At 43.0% G+C, this 17621-nt stretch carries 23 protein-coding genes; 11 read left to right on the top strand and 12 right to left on the bottom strand.

The genetic code is table 11. The features are described 5' to 3' along the window. Window positions 1-61 precede the first annotated feature (61 nt). From DXN04_RS31340 to DXN04_RS31325, 4 genes are all read right to left on the bottom strand, one after another. On the bottom strand, window positions 62-646 hold the full coding sequence (locus DXN04_RS31340) for a HipA family kinase (protein WP_116857378.1): 585 nt from the start codon (window positions 644-646) through the stop codon (window positions 62-64). Window positions 647-1122: 476 nt separating this feature from the next. Then, window positions 1123-1647: a hypothetical protein gene (locus DXN04_RS31335; protein WP_116857377.1), complete on the bottom strand. Its 525-nt coding sequence runs from the start codon at window positions 1645-1647 to the stop codon at window positions 1123-1125. Between the two features lie 175 nt (window positions 1648-1822). Then, window positions 1823-2461, bottom strand: a complete 639-nt coding sequence (locus DXN04_RS31330; protein ID WP_116857376.1) for a class I SAM-dependent methyltransferase — start codon at window positions 2459-2461, stop codon at window positions 1823-1825. A 61-nt stretch (window positions 2462-2522) separates the two neighbouring features. Further along, entirely contained in the window at window positions 2523-3296 is a 774-nt protein-coding gene (locus DXN04_RS31325) for an AraC family transcriptional regulator (RefSeq protein WP_116857375.1), read from the bottom strand. Window positions 3297-3405: 109 nt separating this feature from the next. On the opposite strand from DXN04_RS31325, the gene DXN04_RS31320 reads away from it, so the two are divergent. The 5 genes from DXN04_RS31320 (at window position 3406) to DXN04_RS31295 (ending at window position 7038) form a co-directional block, all read left to right on the top strand. After that, entirely contained in the window at window positions 3406-3801 is a 396-nt protein-coding gene (locus DXN04_RS31320; RefSeq protein WP_116857385.1) for a nuclear transport factor 2 family protein, read from the top strand. Window positions 3802-3810: 9 nt separating this feature from the next. Continuing rightward, complete coding sequence (locus tag DXN04_RS31315) at window positions 3811-4647, top strand: AraC family transcriptional regulator (protein ID WP_116857374.1); 837 nt, start codon at window positions 3811-3813, stop codon at window positions 4645-4647. 18 nt (window positions 4648-4665) lie between these two features. Continuing rightward, window positions 4666-5520, top strand: coding sequence for an AraC family transcriptional regulator (locus tag DXN04_RS31310; RefSeq protein WP_116857373.1), 855 nt, complete (start codon window positions 4666-4668; stop codon window positions 5518-5520). Window positions 5521-5597: 77 nt separating this feature from the next. Then, a complete protein-coding gene (locus DXN04_RS31305) occupies window positions 5598-6467 on the top strand; it encodes an NAD(P)H-binding protein (protein WP_116857372.1) in 870 nt (289 codons plus the stop codon). A 208-nt stretch (window positions 6468-6675) separates the two neighbouring features. Further along, entirely contained in the window at window positions 6676-7038 is a 363-nt protein-coding gene (locus DXN04_RS31295; protein ID WP_199415180.1) for a winged helix-turn-helix transcriptional regulator, read from the top strand. Between the two features lie 47 nt (window positions 7039-7085). Here DXN04_RS31295 and DXN04_RS31290 read toward each other — a convergent pair whose 3' ends face one another. The 3 genes from DXN04_RS31290 to DXN04_RS31280 all read right to left on the bottom strand — a co-directional run bounded on the left by DXN04_RS31290 (window position 7086) and on the right by DXN04_RS31280 (window position 8996). After that, the gene (locus tag DXN04_RS31290; RefSeq protein WP_116857370.1) at window positions 7086-7517 is read right to left on the bottom strand and encodes a sugar phosphate isomerase family; all 432 of its coding nucleotides are present in this window, start codon (window positions 7515-7517) and stop codon (window positions 7086-7088) included. Window positions 7518-7528: 11 nt separating this feature from the next. Beyond that, window positions 7529-7972, bottom strand: coding sequence for a hypothetical protein (locus tag DXN04_RS31285; RefSeq protein ID WP_116857369.1), 444 nt, complete (start codon window positions 7970-7972; stop codon window positions 7529-7531). Between the two features lie 568 nt (window positions 7973-8540). Continuing rightward, window positions 8541-8996: a YcxB family protein gene (locus tag DXN04_RS31280; RefSeq protein ID WP_116857368.1), complete on the bottom strand. Its 456-nt coding sequence runs from the start codon at window positions 8994-8996 to the stop codon at window positions 8541-8543. A 32-nt stretch (window positions 8997-9028) separates the two neighbouring features. Between DXN04_RS31280 and DXN04_RS31275 the strand changes: the two genes are divergently transcribed. Continuing rightward, window positions 9029-9643, top strand: a complete 615-nt coding sequence (locus DXN04_RS31275) for a class I SAM-dependent methyltransferase (RefSeq protein WP_116857367.1) — start codon at window positions 9029-9031, stop codon at window positions 9641-9643. Here DXN04_RS31275 and DXN04_RS31270 read toward each other — a convergent pair. The 5 genes from DXN04_RS31270 to DXN04_RS31250 all read right to left on the bottom strand — a co-directional run bounded on the left by DXN04_RS31270 (window position 9638) and on the right by DXN04_RS31250 (window position 12484). Beyond that, window positions 9638-10210: a Crp/Fnr family transcriptional regulator gene (locus DXN04_RS31270; RefSeq protein ID WP_116857366.1), complete on the bottom strand. Its 573-nt coding sequence runs from the start codon at window positions 10208-10210 to the stop codon at window positions 9638-9640. The genes DXN04_RS31275 and DXN04_RS31270 overlap by 6 nt on opposite strands. Before the next feature lie 23 nt (window positions 10211-10233). Beyond that, complete coding sequence (locus DXN04_RS31265; RefSeq protein ID WP_116857365.1) at window positions 10234-10581, bottom strand: nuclear transport factor 2 family protein; 348 nt, start codon at window positions 10579-10581, stop codon at window positions 10234-10236. 93 nt (window positions 10582-10674) lie between these two features. Then, the gene (locus tag DXN04_RS31260; protein WP_116857364.1) at window positions 10675-11226 is read right to left on the bottom strand and encodes a hypothetical protein; all 552 of its coding nucleotides are present in this window, start codon (window positions 11224-11226) and stop codon (window positions 10675-10677) included. After that, window positions 11223-11765, bottom strand: coding sequence for a hypothetical protein (locus DXN04_RS31255; protein ID WP_116857363.1), 543 nt, complete (start codon window positions 11763-11765; stop codon window positions 11223-11225). The genes DXN04_RS31260 and DXN04_RS31255 overlap by 4 nt, the downstream gene beginning before the upstream one ends. Before the next feature lie 137 nt (window positions 11766-11902). Continuing rightward, complete coding sequence (locus tag DXN04_RS31250; RefSeq protein ID WP_116857362.1) at window positions 11903-12484, bottom strand: LOG family protein; 582 nt, start codon at window positions 12482-12484, stop codon at window positions 11903-11905. 71 nt (window positions 12485-12555) lie between these two features. On the opposite strand from DXN04_RS31250, the gene DXN04_RS31245 reads away from it, so the two are divergent. The 5 genes from DXN04_RS31245 to DXN04_RS31225 all read left to right on the top strand — a co-directional run bounded on the left by DXN04_RS31245 (window position 12556) and on the right by DXN04_RS31225 (window position 17569). After that, window positions 12556-12876 (top strand): hypothetical protein, encoded by a 321-nt coding sequence (locus DXN04_RS31245; protein ID WP_116857361.1) that lies wholly within the window; start codon window positions 12556-12558, stop codon window positions 12874-12876. A gap of 77 nt (window positions 12877-12953) precedes the next feature. Beyond that, window positions 12954-15125, top strand: a complete 2172-nt coding sequence (locus DXN04_RS31240; RefSeq protein ID WP_116857360.1) for a glycosyl hydrolase family 28-related protein — start codon at window positions 12954-12956, stop codon at window positions 15123-15125. Between the two features lie 110 nt (window positions 15126-15235). Then, window positions 15236-15562: an ArsR/SmtB family transcription factor gene (locus tag DXN04_RS31235; protein WP_116857359.1), complete on the top strand. Its 327-nt coding sequence runs from the start codon at window positions 15236-15238 to the stop codon at window positions 15560-15562. Beyond that, the gene (locus DXN04_RS31230) at window positions 15559-15990 is read left to right on the top strand and encodes an SRPBCC family protein (RefSeq protein WP_116857358.1); all 432 of its coding nucleotides are present in this window, start codon (window positions 15559-15561) and stop codon (window positions 15988-15990) included. The genes DXN04_RS31235 and DXN04_RS31230 overlap by 4 nt, the downstream gene beginning before the upstream one ends. A gap of 55 nt (window positions 15991-16045) precedes the next feature. After that, window positions 16046-17569, top strand: coding sequence for a carbohydrate-binding domain-containing protein (locus tag DXN04_RS31225; RefSeq protein ID WP_116857357.1), 1524 nt, complete (start codon window positions 16046-16048; stop codon window positions 17567-17569). Window positions 17570-17621 lie beyond the last annotated feature (52 nt).

Genomic DNA, 17621 nt, shown 5'->3' with positions numbered 1-17621 from the left:
AAAGTGGCCCAATGACTCCGTTCGGCCTGGCCCTATATCCTCCGTTTGGGCTGGCCCAGTATCACCGTAATAGACAAATATGGTATTTAAATGCTTGGTTATTAATATGTAAGGCATCTAATTGATTAATTGTATTTTCATTTATTTCAAAACCAAGTTCATGATCAATTAAAATAGCAGAATTGCCTGTTACTAATAGATTAGGTTTGAATGAATTTCTATCCTTGTTTCTTATTAAGACATCAAAGGCAAACAAGGTATCAATTTCAATCATTCGTGAAGTTTGATTTTTCTTAAATGAGGTATTAAAGAGATAATTACCTTCAATCAGGCTAGATCCAAATTTTGGACGTTCGTCAACCAAATCAAGGATTTCTAATGCAGTTGGATCTTTGATTGACATTCGAAAGTTTTCATCCATCTCAATCAGCGCCGCTTCTGGTACAGGAAGGTCAAATTCTTTGGCCAGAACATTACCTAGTATTTCATTTAAGACAGGTTCTCTTTCTAATTCATCACTGCGAAACATTTTAACCACATAAGGTTTAATTCCATTTGGTGTGTTAACAAGTACTAGCCATGGTTTAGTCCTTCCTCCTTGACTTATTATTCGAATATAAGATACTGCTGGATAAATAGGAAGCATATATCAATGTGTTTAAAATCAACGCATTGAATGTAAGTATAAAACTCAGGTTGACCTAATAAAATTACTTGAAAAAGTATAAATTACTTAAATAGTGGAACGTTATTAAATCTTGTAATGCAAGGTTCAACAAATTCTCTTTTCTCGCTCACTTTTATCAATTAGCATTAAGACTTTAGCGGAATAAAATCAAAGTTAAAAATCAAGTCTCCAATACTGCTCATTAATTGATTAAAGGGGTATGTTTCCATCGTATTTATCTTTTGAATGATTCAGTTATTAAATGATGAAGTTATAAGATACATTCTCACATGACTATTAGCTTTAGGTAGCGGTGATAAAAAACATCTCGTTACTAAGTTCGAATGAAAATCATCTCTTGTTTTTTCTGAACTTGTAATCATTACAGCGACAAATGTTTTTTCTTGTTCATTTGCTTCGTTAACGGAAGGGATGATGTATGCGGCTTATCCGAATCAAAAGGATGACTGAGAAGTTAATATATTGCGTTGTGTACGACCATGGAAAATTTTGTTCAGTGTATTGGTGGAATGTTGAATAGCAATTTTGGCTTCTTCCGAAGTGTCGGATGCAGGTGTTTTAAGGTTGTTTTTCTTGAGTAGTCGAAGAATATTATAAGTTACATCTAGTATCTCCGTGGTTAATGCATATATTGCCGCCAATTCTTGAAATTTAGGTTCGGACAAATGGCCTTCCAGATCAGATTGAAATGCGGAAAATTCTTTAATAATTTTTTCAGTTTTTTCAATCGAATTATTAAGGTCCTGCCCTTTTAAATCAGCAACATTTTCCAATAAATAAGCATAAATACCTTTTGTATTAAGTAATTGCTTAGTTAAGTTGGTTTTTATCTTTTTAAGCAATATACGAGTTGAAAAAAAAGATTTAACCAGGAAATACCAGGAAAAAGCCCTTTTGTATCCCTTCTTACTTTCCTGAAACTGAAAGTCCAAAATTTGATTATAATCAATGGAAATCATTACCTAAAGTTAAACAATTTTGGGATTTAAATACATGAAAATACGGCCATAAGCAATATTTGATTATTGATTAATATATTGTTAATATGATGAATTAATTATTGATATGATTTAAGTAATGAAGGATTTTTAATAAATAAGATCAATGATAAATCAAAAAGCCTGGTAAATAATTTCAGCGGCCGTCTTTTCTAAAAGGATTACTTTTTTTGCCTATAAACCTGATCACCGTACCCTGCCCATTATGATATTTGCCCTCCTCTAACCCAACTACCTCTTCTTTTAAAAGTAAAATTTCATAATTAGAGAAATCCTTTTTTATCTCCTCTTCTGAGAAAAGCCATGCTTTTTCAGTAGGCCCGCCTACCTGTGCATTCGCTTCATGGTTTTTACTAAACGCCTCAAAGATGATCGTACCACCAGGTTTTAAATAGCTATCCAACTGCTTATGTAAAATAGATTTCTTTTCCGGCAGGAAATGTGCATAAATCAACCCAATGGCATCAAATGAGGCAGGTTCAAACTGCATTGTTTCCAGGTCACCTACAATGTAATTGAGATCAGTATTCAACTCCGCAGCTAATTGCAATGCTTTGGTCTTACCTTCCGGACTCAGGTCTGTAGAAGTCACCTGCCATCCGCTGACTGCTGCATATACCCCATTCCTGCCCTCACCATCGGCGGGCATGAGAATGCTGCCCTTGTTTAATTGATCTAAGTGCTCCTTAAAGAAGAGATTGGGTGCTTTACCATAGGCAAAATCTGCATCGCGATAGCGATCATCCCACCTGCTTTTGTATTGTTCGTTTGTCATATGTCAAAGGTAGCTATCAGGCGCAAGCCCCTGATAGGACAAAAATCAAATTGAACAGGACTTATTTAAAATTTTGCCGGAAAGCTTCGGGGGATAGCCCGCTGTGTTTTTTGAAAAAGCGGATAAAGTAAGAGACATCTTCATAACCTAATTGCCAGGCGATTTCATTGACAAAATTAGTAGTAGCGAGTAACTGGCGTTTGGCTTCTAAAAGGATGTGCTCATTAATTAGCGTGGAACAGGTTTTGCCAAGTGCCGATTTCGTAATAGCATTGAGTTGATAAGGAGATAAATGCATGAGCGCAGCATAGTCTGCTACCTGTTTATATTGGCTGATATTGGCTGCGATGAGGTCTTGCAGCGTTTGTAACTGATCATTGCCGGCAGGTGTTTCCTGTACGCGAATGAGCTGAATGAACAATATATGTAGTAATGATCTGATCACATCTTCATATTGATCCTGCTGGTGGGTAAATTCTTCAAGCATTTGCGCGCATAAAGGAGTTGCTTTATTAAGTTGGTAATAATTCTGCTGTGCAGTACTCCGCAATAAGGGACTGGGATCAAAGCTCTGATTAAATTGTATTAAATAACCTGTGCTGCTGCCATGAAGATGTATTGCATGCACTTGTCCTGGTCGAAGTAAAAATACAGCATGATCACTGATGGTATATTCCCTGAAGTCGATACTATGTGTACCGGCACCTTTCTCTAAAATTAAGAGGTAGTAGAAATCATGCCGGTGCAGTGATTGCACCATATCCTTGCCGGACATGTAATCGTGAATATCCCGGATGCTGAAGCTGATATTTGTCCTGATGGGAATCTGCTGCATGATGGGATAAAGATAGGGGAAATTTCCCCTATCCGGATTGTCCATGCACTCATGTCATTTGTCCATGTTCCTGAATGCTATGATACCGCAATTTTGCAATAAAAAAAATATGATGCAATTCACCTTAGAAACGGCTTTACTAAAAGTACAGAAAGCAGAAGATGCCTGGAATACAAAAGATCCGGAGCGTGTTAGTCTCGCGTATACCCCCAATACTGAATGGCGTAATCGTCATGAGTTTATCAACGGCCGGGCGGAAGTCAGGGCTTTCCTGCAACGCAAGTGGGAGCGGGAACTGGATTATAAACTGAAGAAGGAACTTTGGGCGTTCATGGACAACCGGATTGCTGTGCGCTTTGAATACGAATGGCATAATGCGGAAGGACAGTGGTTCCGGAGCTATGGCAATGAGAACTGGGAATTTGATGAGAGTGGTTTAATGCAGAGACGCTTTGCCTGTATTAATGACCTGCCCATTGCAGCATCGGAGCGGAAACTTTTCTAACTTTATCGTATGTATACATTGGTCAGTTCGCAGACGGGTAATATGGCTTTCAGGGTGTCGCGCTTTGAAGAAGTCGCGTCATTGCAGGAGCAGCAGGGATATAACCATTATAATATCCTGCTGGTGACGAAGGGAAGCGGCCGGTTGTTTGAATATACTTTCCAGGAAAATGCCTTGCTGGCATTGGGCTTATATCAACCTTTCCAGGTGAAAGGAGAGCTGGAAGGGGTGCTGATCAATTTTCACCCTGACTTCTTTTGTATCTATAAGCATGAAGAAGAAGTCGCCTGCAATGGGGTATTGTTCAATAATATCTATGCACCACCTTTGATGCAATTAGCAGCTACAGAAATGGCGGCTTTGTTGAATATTATCAGGCAGATTGAAGAGGAGATGGCACGCCCTGCATTGGCACAATATGAGGTGGTAATGGCGTTTTTGAAGATCTTCCTGATCAATGCGTCCAGGATGAAGTTAGAGAGGCAGGAAGGGCTGGTTCCTGTAGGGAATGAGCCCTTCATTTTACAATCCCTGAAGGATGCGATTGAACAGTATTATAGAAAGGAACATAGCCCGGGGTATTATGCGGGCTTACTGAACATTACCCCGAAGGCATTGAATAAATTGAGCAAGACGCATTTCAACAGAACCCTGGGAGGCCTGATAGCGGAAAGGATCATGACGGAGGCGAAGCGGGAGCTATATATGACAGCAAAGCCGGTGAAGCGGATAGCATTTGAACTGGGGTTCAATGATGAGTTTTATTTTAGCAGGTTTTTTAAGAATAATGCGGAGGTGTCGCCTGTGGTATATAGGGAAACAGTAGGATGGGGGAATAATCCTTAATTTTACACAAAAAGAAGCGTGAGCACCCACATCCCCACATATCAACTCGGCCAGCTGACCACCAATGACGAACAAGGCATCTTCTTCCTCGGGCAAAAGCCCGGTCTTCCCAAAATCGCCATCGATCAGCCCTACCGCAGCAACTTCTACAAACTGGGCGTATGTGTTAAAGGCCACGCTACCGTAAACATTAACCTCGATACCTACCAGGTCTTACCAGGCAATCTCCTGATTCTTGCCCCCCACGTCATCAAACAATGGACCTACATGTCGCCGGACTATAAACTGGCAGACATCTTCTTCACCCGGGACTTCATCACTACCAACAACCACCTCAACCCAGACAAATTCAGTTTCTTCTGGGCAGGGGCCAAAGGTGTCATCGACCTCCCTTCCCCTCAATCCATCTCCAATTCCATTTACTTCATCCAGCAAAAATGCCAGGAAGAACAAACCTATAAAGACGATGTACTCCGCAACCTGGTCAATAGCCTGCTCTACGAAATCGCTGCTATCTACACCGATACCACGGCTTCAAATCTAAGCAGGGGCCAATTGCTCGTTGCCGACTTCAAACGCCTCGTCAACACCCACTTCATGAAAGAACGCAGTCTGAAGTTCTATGCCGACCAACTCTTCATCACCCCCAAACACCTCACAGAAACCCTCCGCGAAATCACCGGTAAGACCGCCGGCGACTGGATCTCCGAAGCGGTGACCCTGGAAGCAAAAGTACTATTGCAAAGCCCTGGTCTCAACATCTCCCAAATCTCCGACATGCTCCACTTCGCTGACCAGTCCACCTTCGGCAAGTTCTTCAAGAACCAAACCGGTATGTCTCCAGCCACTTACAAACAAGGTTCCGACTTTTAACCCAATCTTCCCATCTTTCAGCCCTTACCCTGCAAGCTGTTTCGGCAGAACTTTGTCCCTACAAAAAATATCTCACCATGCACATTGTTATCACTGGTTCCCTGGGGAACATAGGCAAGCCATTGACGCAGGATTTATTACAGCTGGGACATAGGGTTACCGTTATCAGCAGCAATCCCGGCAAGCAAAAGGAAATAGAAGAGCTGGGTGCAATTGCAGCTATCGGTAAGCTGGAAGATGTGGAATTCCTGACCAGGACCTTAACAGGTGCTGATGCCCTCTTCGCCATGGAGCCACCTAATTTTGCGGCTCCAGATCACAATGAATATTATAAGACCATTGCGAATAGTTATGTAGCAGCAGCAAAGGCGACTCATTTACCACGCATCGTTCACCTCAGCAGCTGGGGCGCACATTTAGAAAAAGGTACTGGTTTCATTACAGGGTCCTATCATGCTGAGCAGATCCTGAATGCGCTGGATAATGTGACACATTTACGCGCAGGCTCCTTTTACACCAACCTGTACAGCTTTGCCGGTATGATTAAGCAGGCAGGCTTTATTGGTACCAACTATGGTGGAGAAGATAAGGTAGTCATGGTACACCCACGCGATATTGCAGCTGTGGCCGCAGAAGAACTGACTAAGAAAGAAAGTGAGCCTGTTCGCTATGTAGCCAGCACTGACATCACTGCCAATGCTGCTGCAAAGGCGATCGGTGCTGCTATTGGTAAACCTGGTCTGCAATGGATCACGCTCTCTGATGAGGAAGTGACAAAAGCTATGTTGGAAAGAGGGATGCAGCCGTTCCAGGTGGCTCCTTTGGTAGAGCTGGGGGCTGCTATCCACAGTGGTGCCATGCGGTCTGACTACGATCTGCATCCTCCTGCAACAATGGGTAAAACGAGTATTGAAGATTTTGCAAAGGAGTTCTCAGCCCGATTTTAATGTACGAAAGAAGGATACAAACTCCGGTCCAGAGCCATTCTTTCCCACGAAAAGTGGGGATGCCGCTATCGGCTGACAGGCCTGCGCCTGTGAGTACGGTTAACTTCCGGGTTTTGTGATAAAATTCGGTCAGTCTTTCTTTGAGGTCGTCTTGTTAATAGGTATAGTTCATAAGTAAATTAAAGATAAAAAATTATATTTTTATGGCATGAAAGGGTGTCCACTACAGGCAATGCTCAGTTCGGATAAGGACTGCAACCAAAAACTGGGAGTCGCAAAAGACATCCTGGATGTGCTGAATGGCAAGTGGAAAATGGAAGTGATCCTCCTGCTCCTGCAATATGACAAACGCCGTTTTAAGGATTTACAGGCTGAAATACCGGGCGGGGTTTCTGCCAAGGTATTGTCATCTGTGCTGAAAGATCTCGAGGAGCATCATATTGTAAAACGCGGTCTCGACGATGTAACGGTGGAGTACGAGCTGACGGAGTATGGACGGTCGATGAGAGAGGTAATATCGAACCTGGTGGAACTGGGCTTAGCACACAGAAAAGAAGTGATTGGAAAATAAGCGGTTGTGGCGAAGCACCACAACCGTTGTTATTTTTACATCACCATTTAAAAGCTCCACATGCTGGTCTTCTCTTTCAGATAGAAGTCCTTTTTCTTATGGTACTTCAGGATATACTTTTTGCCTGCCTCAGTATTGAAGGACCTGTTTTCCTTGCCATGAAATGTATAGGTCGTCTTCTTCATAACCGGGTTGTACGACATACTGATTCTTTCAACAGTCAGTTCCACATGTCCCGGATTAACGCTGAAATGCCCCTTGTGAGAAAACTCATTGTCCATGCTCTGACTGACTACCTCATGTACAAAAGCTCCTGGCGTATTTTCATTACCATGATAGTAAATGAACACTTTCCCTGGGTTTTCAGCGATGAACTTGTTTAGTTTTTTCTTGTAGTTGATATTGTAGACAATGGCGTAGATAATCATACCAAGAAATACGATCCCTATATAGATGTACATACCGTTATATGCAAACATAATATGCAGTTTTAAAATTGTGTTCTGATTTCAAAATTTACCTGTTTACCATAGTTCTCCAGGTTCCATGCGAGCATTGAAAAATCATCTGCATCGAGGGATAGGACAGACCCGTTATGACGAATGAACTTATAGGTGAATGTGCTGTTTGCATTGTTAAAACTCATGCTGGCCACATCTTCCAACAAGAGTGTTTCCATATCACCTTTCGTGTACACTTCAAATCCTTTTTCGTAGAAGAGGATCTTGTTATGACCGATTACATTGATCCTGTCATAGCCGTAATAGCCGGCACCTAACACGATCAGTCCTGTGATGATTTTACCGATGATGCCGGTTGCTGACCAGGCATAGATGAAATAAGTAAGTGCGGCGAGTGCGACGATGAAGCTGATAATAGCATACAGGATGCCCAGCCACTTGCTACTGCGGATTTCGAATAAAAAATTTCCCATGATTACTAGGTTTTTCTGGTGTTAAAAAATGGATAAGGAGAGGCATGGAATCCCCTTTGCTGCTGCGAGCAGCCTTTTTGTTTACATTGTCTTTGGTTTTTATTTAGTGTTACAAGTTATATGCGCATAATACCTATATCATTTTGAGTGATATCAATATTGTCCCTGGGCAAACGCACTATATAAGTATGCTGAAAACACAAATAGATCGGGCTACACGCTTATATTCTCCGGGTTAATGGTAATTGTCTGTTTATTGTCCCTTGGGTTAACTCCCCTTATATTTGATGCTAAAGTATTAAATAATTAATTAAAACAAAAATAGTAAGAATCTGAATTCAGATTTGTCAAAATTAATGTTTATATGAGTGAATTTATTGGTAGCGTGTTTAGTATTTGTGGTAATCTGGCAGTTATGCCGGGCATGACAGCGGGCGGCATGAAGATTGGGCTTTAGGATGGAACGAGGAAGTGTTGAGGAAGTGTCGAAGAAGTGTCTAGGCAGCGTCGAAGAAGTGTCGAAGAAGTGTCGAAGAAGCGTCGAACACAAGGTGGACATGAGGTGGACTTAAGCCTTCACTTTCTCCCGGATAAATTCCATTTCTTCCGCTGAAAGCAGCGTTTTGTCAAACAAGGTCCCATTCGTCCTGCTCGTCTTGAAGAAAAGCAACTGCTTCATTACTTTTACTTTCCGGATAGCAGACCATTTTAACTCAGTTCTGAAATCCTCTCCCTGGATAAGGATCGTTTCATCTGTAAATGTATATTGCATAGGAGAATAAACATATTTCTTAACACCTGGTTTCTTCAGATTCAGATAGATCATTAAGTTAGGGAAAATTATGCTGAATATGATATAATAAAACTCAAATGAAGGAACGCCGGCAGTACCATTCACAATGCGGGACAGGAAGTATACACTAAAGAGATAAATCAGGATAATCGCCGGCTTTTTATAATATTGACCATAGAGGAATTTTATATAGAGTGCAGGAGAAATCTGAGACGTATGCGTAAAAGACATTATTAAATTTATTTTAATAAAGGTAGCCAATTATGACAAATGAAGAACCAGAATTCTGGGAGAAGAGTTTTACCGAGAAGCAGGAGATGTGGGGTTTTGAGCCTGCCAAATCAGCCGTTTTAACCAAGGATTACTTCCTGCAGCATGGTGTAAAAAACGTACTGGTACCTGGATTTGGTTATGGCCGTAATGCACAGTTGCTGAGAGAAAACGGGATGAAGGTAACCGGTATCGAGATCTCTCAGACCGCTATTGACATGGCGAGGAAGCACTATGGAAACGAAATGACTATCTATCATGGTTCCGTTACAGACATGCCATTTGACAATGAAATGTATGACGGCATCTTTTGTTATGCACTCATTCATTTGCTGGATGCCGCTGATCGGGAGAAGCTGATCCGGGATTGCTATGCACAGTTGAATACTGGTGGGTATATGGTCTTTACCGTTATATCAAAAGCAGCTCCCACTTATGGTACAGGTACCTATTTAAGCAAGGATCGTTATGCCATGTTCGGTGGTGTGAATATGTACTTTTATGACAGGGAATCTATCCAGGCAGAATTTGGAAATGCAGGTCTGTTTGATGTGAGCGAGGTGACGGAGAATTACCCCTTTTACCTGGTCAAGTGCCAGAAGTTATGACTTTTTGCCCCTGATCATACTGAGAAATGCAGGCGTAATACCCAGGTAAGAAGCAATTTGCTTTTGCGTAATTCTTTGTTCCAGCCCGGGGTACTGCCTGCTGAATCGTGCATATCTTTCTTCGGCTGTCAGCGATAAATTGGCCGTGATTCGCCGTTGATACATGTAGAACCCATTCTGGATCAGGATCCGGAAAAAGCGTTCCAGCTTGGGTATTTTCAGATAAAGTTGCTCCAGTTCATCATAAGAGAAGTAAGCCACTTCGCTATCTTCCAGCGCATTGATATTATAAAATGCAGGTTGCTGTCCCGAAAAACTGGCCATATCATTGATCCACCAGTTTTCGGGACAGAACAACACATTGTGATCTTCGCCTTTGCTATCTGTATGGAATAAGCGAAGACATCCTTCATTGACATAATAAATATGCCGGCAGATGTCTCCTTCACGCAGCAGGTAAGCATTCTTTTTTAACTGTCGTGTCTGTAGCTGGGCCAATACCAGGTCTGTTTCAGCCTGATCCATTGAGATGTGCATGGCAAAATTGGCGAGAATCCGCTGCTGCATGTTTCCTTTTAAGCAAAAAGATATTAAAAAAAGCTGACAAGACGGGTGATCTGGAATTGATCATTGAACTCAAAATAATCAAGTCCTTGCCTGGGGCCTTCCGGGAGGGCGACTGTCCAGTAATATTTGCCGCTGTTATGATGAAATACCGGGCGCTTGAGGATATTGAATTTCCTGCCGGGCAATTGGTTCCAGGAATGAAGTGCCAGGTCTGCAATGCCATCTACACCTTGTATCAGGGCATGGCCGGGGTCGGTGTAAGTAGCTTCAGGGGCCCAGCAGGCGGCAAAGCCGGCTTTGTAGGCTTCAAGGCTGGAAGCATTCCAGGTGTCAACGTATTGCTCTATCATGGTTTCAACTGATGGTATCATGAGATGATGTTTTTGTTAGAGCAAAGGACGGGAATGCGCGAGGGGAAAATGTTTAAGTAGTTGAATGGTTTTGAGCTAAAATTATCAGAAGTATCAGACCAGCAGGTCCTCAATTTTTCCATGCGCCAAACTATAAGCATGGTGTTCCGTAAATTCAATAGGTATATCGGTTAATGGATCATGTATATCAGCTACAAGTGGAATGGGATCGCCAATGTGAATAAATCGCTGGTAAATCACCTGGTCATGCATGCCATAGCCCGTAATAATCTCAAAATCGTCAGTAGGCTCTATCTCTCCCTGAATATTCACCTGGATTATCGTATCGTCGGTCAACTGGAAAAAATACAGCTCCCCATCCCCTACATCCTCTTTCGCTTTCATGTACCTGGTGGCCCGTATCGGCAATACCGTTATCCGGTTCTTCTGTAAAAAAGTCCAGATTTCCCGGTAATGAAAGTTGATGAAAAACGTCAGCCATGTGCCCATTGCCAGGAAGAAGATAATACCCTGCCAGGCTTGTGTCATCAACCCTATCAGTACGCCCAGCAATGGCCAGATCGCAATCCTGCACCAGTTCCTGTGTCGTATTTTACCTTTGAAATAAGCTTCTTCCTGTTCGTTTAATGGCCGTTCATATGTCATTTTACATCCATAATTTCTTTGATGGCATCATGCAGATCCTGATTTTTGATCCGCTGGATGACCTGCGCTTCATACCGCTGGTCTTTACGCCTCAAAGCTATCAAATGCTGTGCATAGTACAAATGTGATTCATATCGCATGTCCCCAAGATTTGAATCAATTTCGTCAATGATCTCAACAGGCAATTTCCCATCCATATAGAACCTCGTCAACAAATCCAGGGCATTGGCCTGGATCCAGTCATATTCCCCAAAAGCAATTTCTTTCAGCATAGGAACGGCAGGAATACCCATGTGATAAATGACCTCAAAAATCGTGTACTGGGAGGCAGAGAGCCAGCCGGTAAGCCCCAGTTGCGCCTTATCAACATTCTCCGGTACTGGCAGATTAGCATGCAAACGGCTACGAAGCAGTGAAAGATCATCTGGAGTCAGTGTTGCAGCAAACTTTTTAGTCTGGTCAAAGAATTGATCGGGGGCTGTGAACATCAAACCGGTCAAACGGGAGATGTCATTGTCTATAACAATGCTTGCGCTCATAGGAATAGGGATTTTATAAGGATAAATATATAAAAAATTGTAATACTATGCAGTAGCTATTGATATTAAGGGCTTAAAATCAAGAATTATGAACAAATTTGAACGATTAAAAAGTGAATTACTTCAATCCTTCCCCTTTATACCTCATCTTTATTAATCCACTTACCCACTACAGGTGGCACATAATTTTTCATCTTATCCAACAGGGTATCAATATCATCACTTATCAAGATCATATCCTGGTTGATCTGCTTTAAAAATCCTTTATCCACCATCGTTTGCACCAGCGTAATCATCGCATCATAATACCCATTTATATTCAGGATCCCGATCGGTTTCTTGTGCAGGCCTAACTGTGCCCATGTGAGCATTTCAAAGAATTCTTCCATCGTTCCATACCCGCCCGGTAATGTAATCACCCCTTCACAAAGTTCATTCATCTTCGTTTTCCGGCTATGCATGCTATCCACAATCAGGAGTTCTGTCAGGCCGGTATGTGCAATTTCTTTTGATCTTAAAAAATCCGGAATCACACCTGTCACCGTACCTCCTACTGACAATGCACCATCTGCCACTGCACCCATCAGGCCCACTTTAGCACCGCCGTATACAAGTCCTATTTTATTTTCTCCAAGCGTTTTACCAAGCTGAAAGGCTTGTTCCATAAATACATCATCAGTACCATTGCTGGAGCCACAAAAGACGGTTATACTTTTCATTGTTTGGATGGGTTTGAGATGCAAAGGTACTGGGATTTGTTGTATTTTAATTGTATTAAAAATCACAACTTATGTCTGGAAGAATCGTCATCGTTGGCTATCAGCCTAAACCCGGGAAAGAAAATGAACTGGATGCTTTAACCCGCAGGCATTATGGATTATTAAAAGACGCGGGACTAGTGACTGATAGAATTCCCATCATCATGAAGGCAAAGAATGGTACCATCATTGAAGTGTTTGAATGGAAATCCAAAGCTGCCATTGAGCAGGCACATACGCACCCGGTAGTGTTAAAATTATGGGAAGAATATGCGGCCGTGTGTGACTATGTGCCCGTTGGCGGCCTGGAAGAGATAAGTAACCTGTTTTCAGAGTTTAGCCCTTTTGAATAATTACCATGATGGCATAATTTCTGCGCATATATAGTACAGGACTGGGTTTACTGAAACTAGTAATAATCTTTACTACTATGCAACGTCTCTTTTTTCTCGCCACCATTATCTTTTCTTTGCCAACATTTGCTCAAAACACGCCGCAACTTTTCCAGGTCACCACCGCCGCTACCGCACCCGGAGAAACCGTGTTAATAAGAGGGGAATACATTGACCAGATTTCGAAAATTGAAGTCGGCCGACTCGCAGATGATCGCGTTGACAATGCTTCTCCTCTCTACGTGCCCCTGCCGGATGCCGATCACCTGCCTGATACAAAAGGCAGTAAAATCGCCAGCGCTCAAAGCATGATGCCTGTGGATAAAGTACAGCAAAACGAAAAATCTGTCAAGGTGATCATCCCGAATTCATTTCAGCAAGGCGTGTATTGTGTACGTATGACAGACAATAAAGGCGGCATCAGCGGATTTTATGTCAATGTGCCCATTGTAAACTGGGCCATCAGTGATGATGGTTACAATGCCGCCGCTGCAGGAGATGTACTGCGTATACAGGGTAAGAACCTCTTTCGCAAAGGCGCAATTGGACAGGTGATTTTAGTGAATGCAGGCAAAGCCACCAGGATAAAAGTAGACAGCGTTTACGATGATTACTCTGTGAAAGTAAATATTCCAGCTGCGATACCCCAGGGCAAATACCAGTTGTATTATCACAATGGACTAGGCGGAAAAACTGCATGGAGCACACCTGTCTCCATCAATATTGTGAATAAAGAATTGTGGAAAACCCAGGCCTATAATGTAAAAACTTACGGTGCCAAAGGCGATGGCACACAGGATGACACCGAAGCATTCAAAAAAGCATTATCTGCTGCTCAGGATGGTGGCATTGTAAACGTACCATCAGGCAATTATGTCTTATCCGATGCCCTCAGCATTCCACAGGGTGTGATGATGAAAGGACAAAAAGGGAGCACCTTAATTTTTAAACCGCTTAGCGTAACAAGCCTGATCAGTGGCCGTGATCATTTTGGTCTTACTGACCTTACTATCCAGGCCACCCGTGCCTTGGGCATCATCATGAATACCGGGGATGGGCACGTGATTATAGAAAGAGTCGTAGTACAGCAGGATATCGGCAATGCCCTTGCGGAGCTGGATAGCAAGTGGAATAGAACCGGCATCCAGATAAAAGGACCTGGTATCCGTATAAGAGATTGTGTGTTTAAATCTGCCGGCATGTTCTCGTTTGTAGGTGTCAGCGGGTTTATTCAACGTTGCCATTTTGAAAAAACAGGGGGAAGTGTAAAAACTTACATGAAGATTCATCCTGTAGGACTCATCTTCGAAGATTGCCATAAGCAAACTAACGGGTTCGGCTATGGGGCTACCATCAATGAAAGCTATGACTTGTACGAGGCCAGAAACATCACACCATTCAACTACATTAATGACAGGGAAGTGATGACCCTGGACGGTGGCAGTGGTGGCTATTTCGGGAAGATCAGCAATGCCAGCGGCCATACCATCTCCCTGGCACCTGATGGCAAAACCTTTCAATGGGCGGCTAATAAATGGATTGGGGGAGGCCTCTTCATCATCGATGGCAAAGGCTCCGGGCAGTTCAGGAGAATTGTCAGTCATACTATGGATAAAATAGAACTGGATGAACCATTCCTGGTGCAGCCTGATACCGGTTCAGTGATTAGCATCACCACCATCCGCGATCATTTGTTCTTTGTGAATAATACGGCGACTGATGCCGGTGCCTACCAGTTCTATGGTTCCGCGCAAAACTGTGTGATTGCCGGCTTAAAAATGCAACGCAGTGCGGGCATTGTTGGCAAAGGCTCTTATCTGAACTATGGCAGACAACCCAACTGGTATATCGATATCGTGGATTGTGAATTGAGTGACGGTACCTACACCCCACAACTGGATCAGAAAGATAGGTTCCGGGGCGATCAACAGATCAACATCATCGGTTCCGGGTTCTCAGGTTTAAATATCGGTTCTTTGGTAAGGGGAAATAACCTGAGTGGCAAGAGTTATATCCGGGTCTCCCCGGGTGGCGAAGTGAACGATGTACAGGATGCGATCATAGAAGGAAATAAGGTGAGTGGAGCCAAAAATGGGCTGGCCATTTATGGAGTGGGTAGAGTCGTAAGCAATTTATTTATCCATAATAATCAATTTGGCGCAATGGATATTCACAAGGCGCTGCGGACTGAAGGATACCAGGTAAGGTAACAGCACAGGGAATCATATACTTTTTGGGGTAAAAATCATTCCTCTTCCTGAAATTTATTTGCGCAAGCGAATGCTTGCTCATATATTTGCAAGCAAATGCTTGCTTATTTATGGAGGCCAGAAGAGATGTATTCCAGGCAATAGCAGACCCTACCAGGCGGGAAATTATTCACCTGATCGCCCACGAGCCCCGTCACCTCAACGCCATTGCCGAAAACTTTGACGTGAGCAGACAAGCTATTTCCCTGCATATAAAGATTTTAGCAGAATGTGGTCTCATAGAGATCCGGCAACAAGGCAGGGAAAGATATTGTGCCGCCCGGCTCGAGAAATTACAGGAAGTACAGGAATGGATCAGTCAGTATGAATCATTCTGGAAAACCAAAATGCAGGCACTGAAAAACTTTCTTGAAGACAACAAATCCAAAAAGAAATGAGCAACCAGGTAATTGTAATTGAAGAAACATTCAATGCGCCCGTGGAAAAAGTGTGGCAGGCCCTTACTGACAAGGACAAGATGAAACAATGGTATTTCAACCTCGATGATTTCAAAGCAGAGCGCGGATTCAAATTTAGTTTTCCGGGACAGGGACACAAAGGAGAACAATACATTCATCTCTGCGAAGTGACCATTGCACAGCCAATGGAGAAATTACAATATAGCTGGCAATACAAGGGTTACGAAGGTTATTCCACCGTCACTTTCGAATTGTTCGATGAAGGAGATAAGACAAGGTTAAAACTGACACACGAAGGATTAGATAGTTTCCCCAAACATCCGGATTTTGCTGCAGACAGCTTCAGAGGCGGTTGGACACATCTCATGACCATCTCTCTGAAAGACTATCTGGCAAAATCAAATTAAATTCTCATTAAACTTCCTGGTGTTTTGCATATCAAAGGTGTTTCAACATTTTGTTATGCAACTATACCGCTTACCTTATTATGTAGCCTTGTTTGCAGCAGCTCTTGTATTCACTACCGGTTGCGCTAAAAACGAGACTACTGATACTACCACCACTGGCTCCGGATCTGACATCGACAGCACATTCACCACCGGCACAGCCGAAGGCTCGACTGAAACTGCTGCAGATGAAGATGACCTGGTGGAAAACGCCACGTTTTCAAGTACCGTGACTATCGACTTCGGTACCTCTATCACTGTTACAAATCCTTTGGAAGGTAATGGTGTGACGGTGACTACCACTGGCACTGATGTATCGGTGACTTCGACCATTGCTGGTGTAGCATATGTGATCTCCGGTACTACTACCGATGGTGCTGTGAAGATCTATAGTGACAATAAATACAAGGTAACTCTGAATGGTGCGAGCATCACCAATAGCGATGGCCCTGCACTGAACCTGCAATCCAAAAAACGCGCATTCATCGTACTGGCCGATGGTACTACCAGCACGCTGGTAGATGGTGCCAGTTATGCAACATCTACTGAAGACCAGAAGGGAACTCTTTTTGCAGAAGGACAGGTGATTTTTAGTGGTACAGGTACTTTGAACCTGACCGCTAAATACAAACATGCCATCTGCTCTGATCAGTATGTACGTATCCGTGAAGGGAATATCACGGTCACCAGTGCGGTAGGTGATGGTATTCATACCAACGATGCATTTATTGCAGATGGTGGTACGGTAAAAATCACCTCCGGCGATGATGGTATTCAGTGTGAAGAAGGATATATCGTGGTGAATGATGGTACCTTTGTGATCAATACTGCAGGCAAAGGTATAGGAGCTACTTATGATGATGGTGACGAAACGATTACTCCATATGTCACGATCAATGGAGGTAATATCACGGTCACCACAACAGCAGGAGAAGGTATAGAGAGTAAGAGTGTGCTGACTATTAATGATGGATATGTGTCTGTTAATACAGTAGATGATGGTCTCAATGGAGGTACCGCTATTTATATCAATGGCGGACATATTTATAGCATCAGTTCCGGGAATGATGCGATGGATTCCAATGGCACCTTTACCATTACAGGTGGTATCGTAGTAGCGGCAGGTAGTGGATCTCCCGAAGCGGGGATAGATGTGGATGCGAGGACATTGAAAATTACAGGTGGTTTGGTCGTAGGTATAGGTGGTGCCACCAGCGGGCCGACTGCTGCTGTATCTACAGTGAATTCGGTGATAATGGGTAGTGGTACTGCGAATAAGATTGTGCATATAGAGGCGGCAGATGGTACGGAGGCTATGACATTCCTGGCACCAAAGGCGTTTAGCACGCTGCTGTTTGCAGGGTCTAAGTTGAAGTCTAATACTACCTACACCGTGTATACAGGTGGGAGTGTCACGGATGGAAGTAGTTTTAATGGATTGTACCTGAGTGGCAGTTATACTGGTGGAACAAGTACCGGCACTACGTTTACGACCAGTAGTACGGTGACGCAGACAGGAGGGAGTATCTCAAAAGGATAATAAATGTTTTCAATAAAAGCTGGCTTCCACCTTCGGCGAAAGCCAGCTTTTA

The organism is Chitinophaga silvisoli (assembly GCF_003412465.1).
GTDB lineage: Bacteria > Bacteroidota > Bacteroidia > Chitinophagales > Chitinophagaceae > Chitinophaga > Chitinophaga silvisoli.
This window is presented reverse-complemented; position numbering and strand designations above follow the sequence as displayed.

What these genes read in the sequence shown, in the direction of transcription:
- DXN04_RS31305 (WP_116857372.1), top strand. Translation starts at nt 5,598, where the DNA reads ATGCACATTGTTATCACTGGTTCCCTGGGGAACATAGGCAAGCCATTG.
- DXN04_RS31230 (WP_116857358.1), top strand. Translation starts at nt 15,559, where the DNA reads ATGAGCAACCAGGTAATTGTAATTGAAGAAACATTCAATGCGCCCGTG.
- DXN04_RS31295 (WP_199415180.1), top strand. Translation starts at nt 6,676, where the DNA reads ATGAAAGGGTGTCCACTACAGGCAATGCTCAGTTCGGATAAGGACTGC.
- DXN04_RS31245 (WP_116857361.1), top strand. Translation starts at nt 12,556, where the DNA reads ATGTCTGGAAGAATCGTCATCGTTGGCTATCAGCCTAAACCCGGGAAA.
- DXN04_RS31225 (WP_116857357.1), top strand. Translation starts at nt 16,046, where the DNA reads ATGCAACTATACCGCTTACCTTATTATGTAGCCTTGTTTGCAGCAGCT.
- DXN04_RS31330 (WP_116857376.1), bottom strand. Translation starts at nt 2,461, where the DNA reads ATGACAAACGAACAATACAAAAGCAGGTGGGATGATCGCTATCGCGAT.
- DXN04_RS31290 (WP_116857370.1), bottom strand. Translation starts at nt 7,517, where the DNA reads ATGTTTGCATATAACGGTATGTACATCTATATAGGGATCGTATTTCTT.
- DXN04_RS31235 (WP_116857359.1), top strand. Translation starts at nt 15,236, where the DNA reads ATGGAGGCCAGAAGAGATGTATTCCAGGCAATAGCAGACCCTACCAGG.
- DXN04_RS31240 (WP_116857360.1), top strand. Translation starts at nt 12,954, where the DNA reads ATGCAACGTCTCTTTTTTCTCGCCACCATTATCTTTTCTTTGCCAACA.
- DXN04_RS31315 (WP_116857374.1), top strand. Translation starts at nt 3,811, where the DNA reads ATGTATACATTGGTCAGTTCGCAGACGGGTAATATGGCTTTCAGGGTG.
- DXN04_RS31260 (WP_116857364.1), bottom strand. Translation starts at nt 11,226, where the DNA reads ATGACATATGAACGGCCATTAAACGAACAGGAAGAAGCTTATTTCAAA.
- DXN04_RS31280 (WP_116857368.1), bottom strand. Translation starts at nt 8,996, where the DNA reads ATGTCTTTTACGCATACGTCTCAGATTTCTCCTGCACTCTATATAAAA.
- DXN04_RS31325 (WP_116857375.1), bottom strand. Translation starts at nt 3,296, where the DNA reads ATGCAGCAGATTCCCATCAGGACAAATATCAGCTTCAGCATCCGGGAT.
- DXN04_RS31285 (WP_116857369.1), bottom strand. Translation starts at nt 7,972, where the DNA reads ATGGGAAATTTTTTATTCGAAATCCGCAGTAGCAAGTGGCTGGGCATC.
- DXN04_RS31320 (WP_116857385.1), top strand. Translation starts at nt 3,406, where the DNA reads ATGATGCAATTCACCTTAGAAACGGCTTTACTAAAAGTACAGAAAGCA.
- DXN04_RS31275 (WP_116857367.1), top strand. Translation starts at nt 9,029, where the DNA reads ATGACAAATGAAGAACCAGAATTCTGGGAGAAGAGTTTTACCGAGAAG.
- DXN04_RS31265 (WP_116857365.1), bottom strand. Translation starts at nt 10,581, where the DNA reads ATGATACCATCAGTTGAAACCATGATAGAGCAATACGTTGACACCTGG.
- DXN04_RS31270 (WP_116857366.1), bottom strand. Translation starts at nt 10,210, where the DNA reads ATGCAGCAGCGGATTCTCGCCAATTTTGCCATGCACATCTCAATGGAT.
- DXN04_RS31340 (WP_116857378.1), bottom strand. Translation starts at nt 646, where the DNA reads ATGCTTCCTATTTATCCAGCAGTATCTTATATTCGAATAATAAGTCAA.
- DXN04_RS31335 (WP_116857377.1), bottom strand. Translation starts at nt 1,647, where the DNA reads ATGATTTCCATTGATTATAATCAAATTTTGGACTTTCAGTTTCAGGAA.
- DXN04_RS31250 (WP_116857362.1), bottom strand. Translation starts at nt 12,484, where the DNA reads ATGAAAAGTATAACCGTCTTTTGTGGCTCCAGCAATGGTACTGATGAT.
- DXN04_RS31255 (WP_116857363.1), bottom strand. Translation starts at nt 11,765, where the DNA reads ATGAGCGCAAGCATTGTTATAGACAATGACATCTCCCGTTTGACCGGT.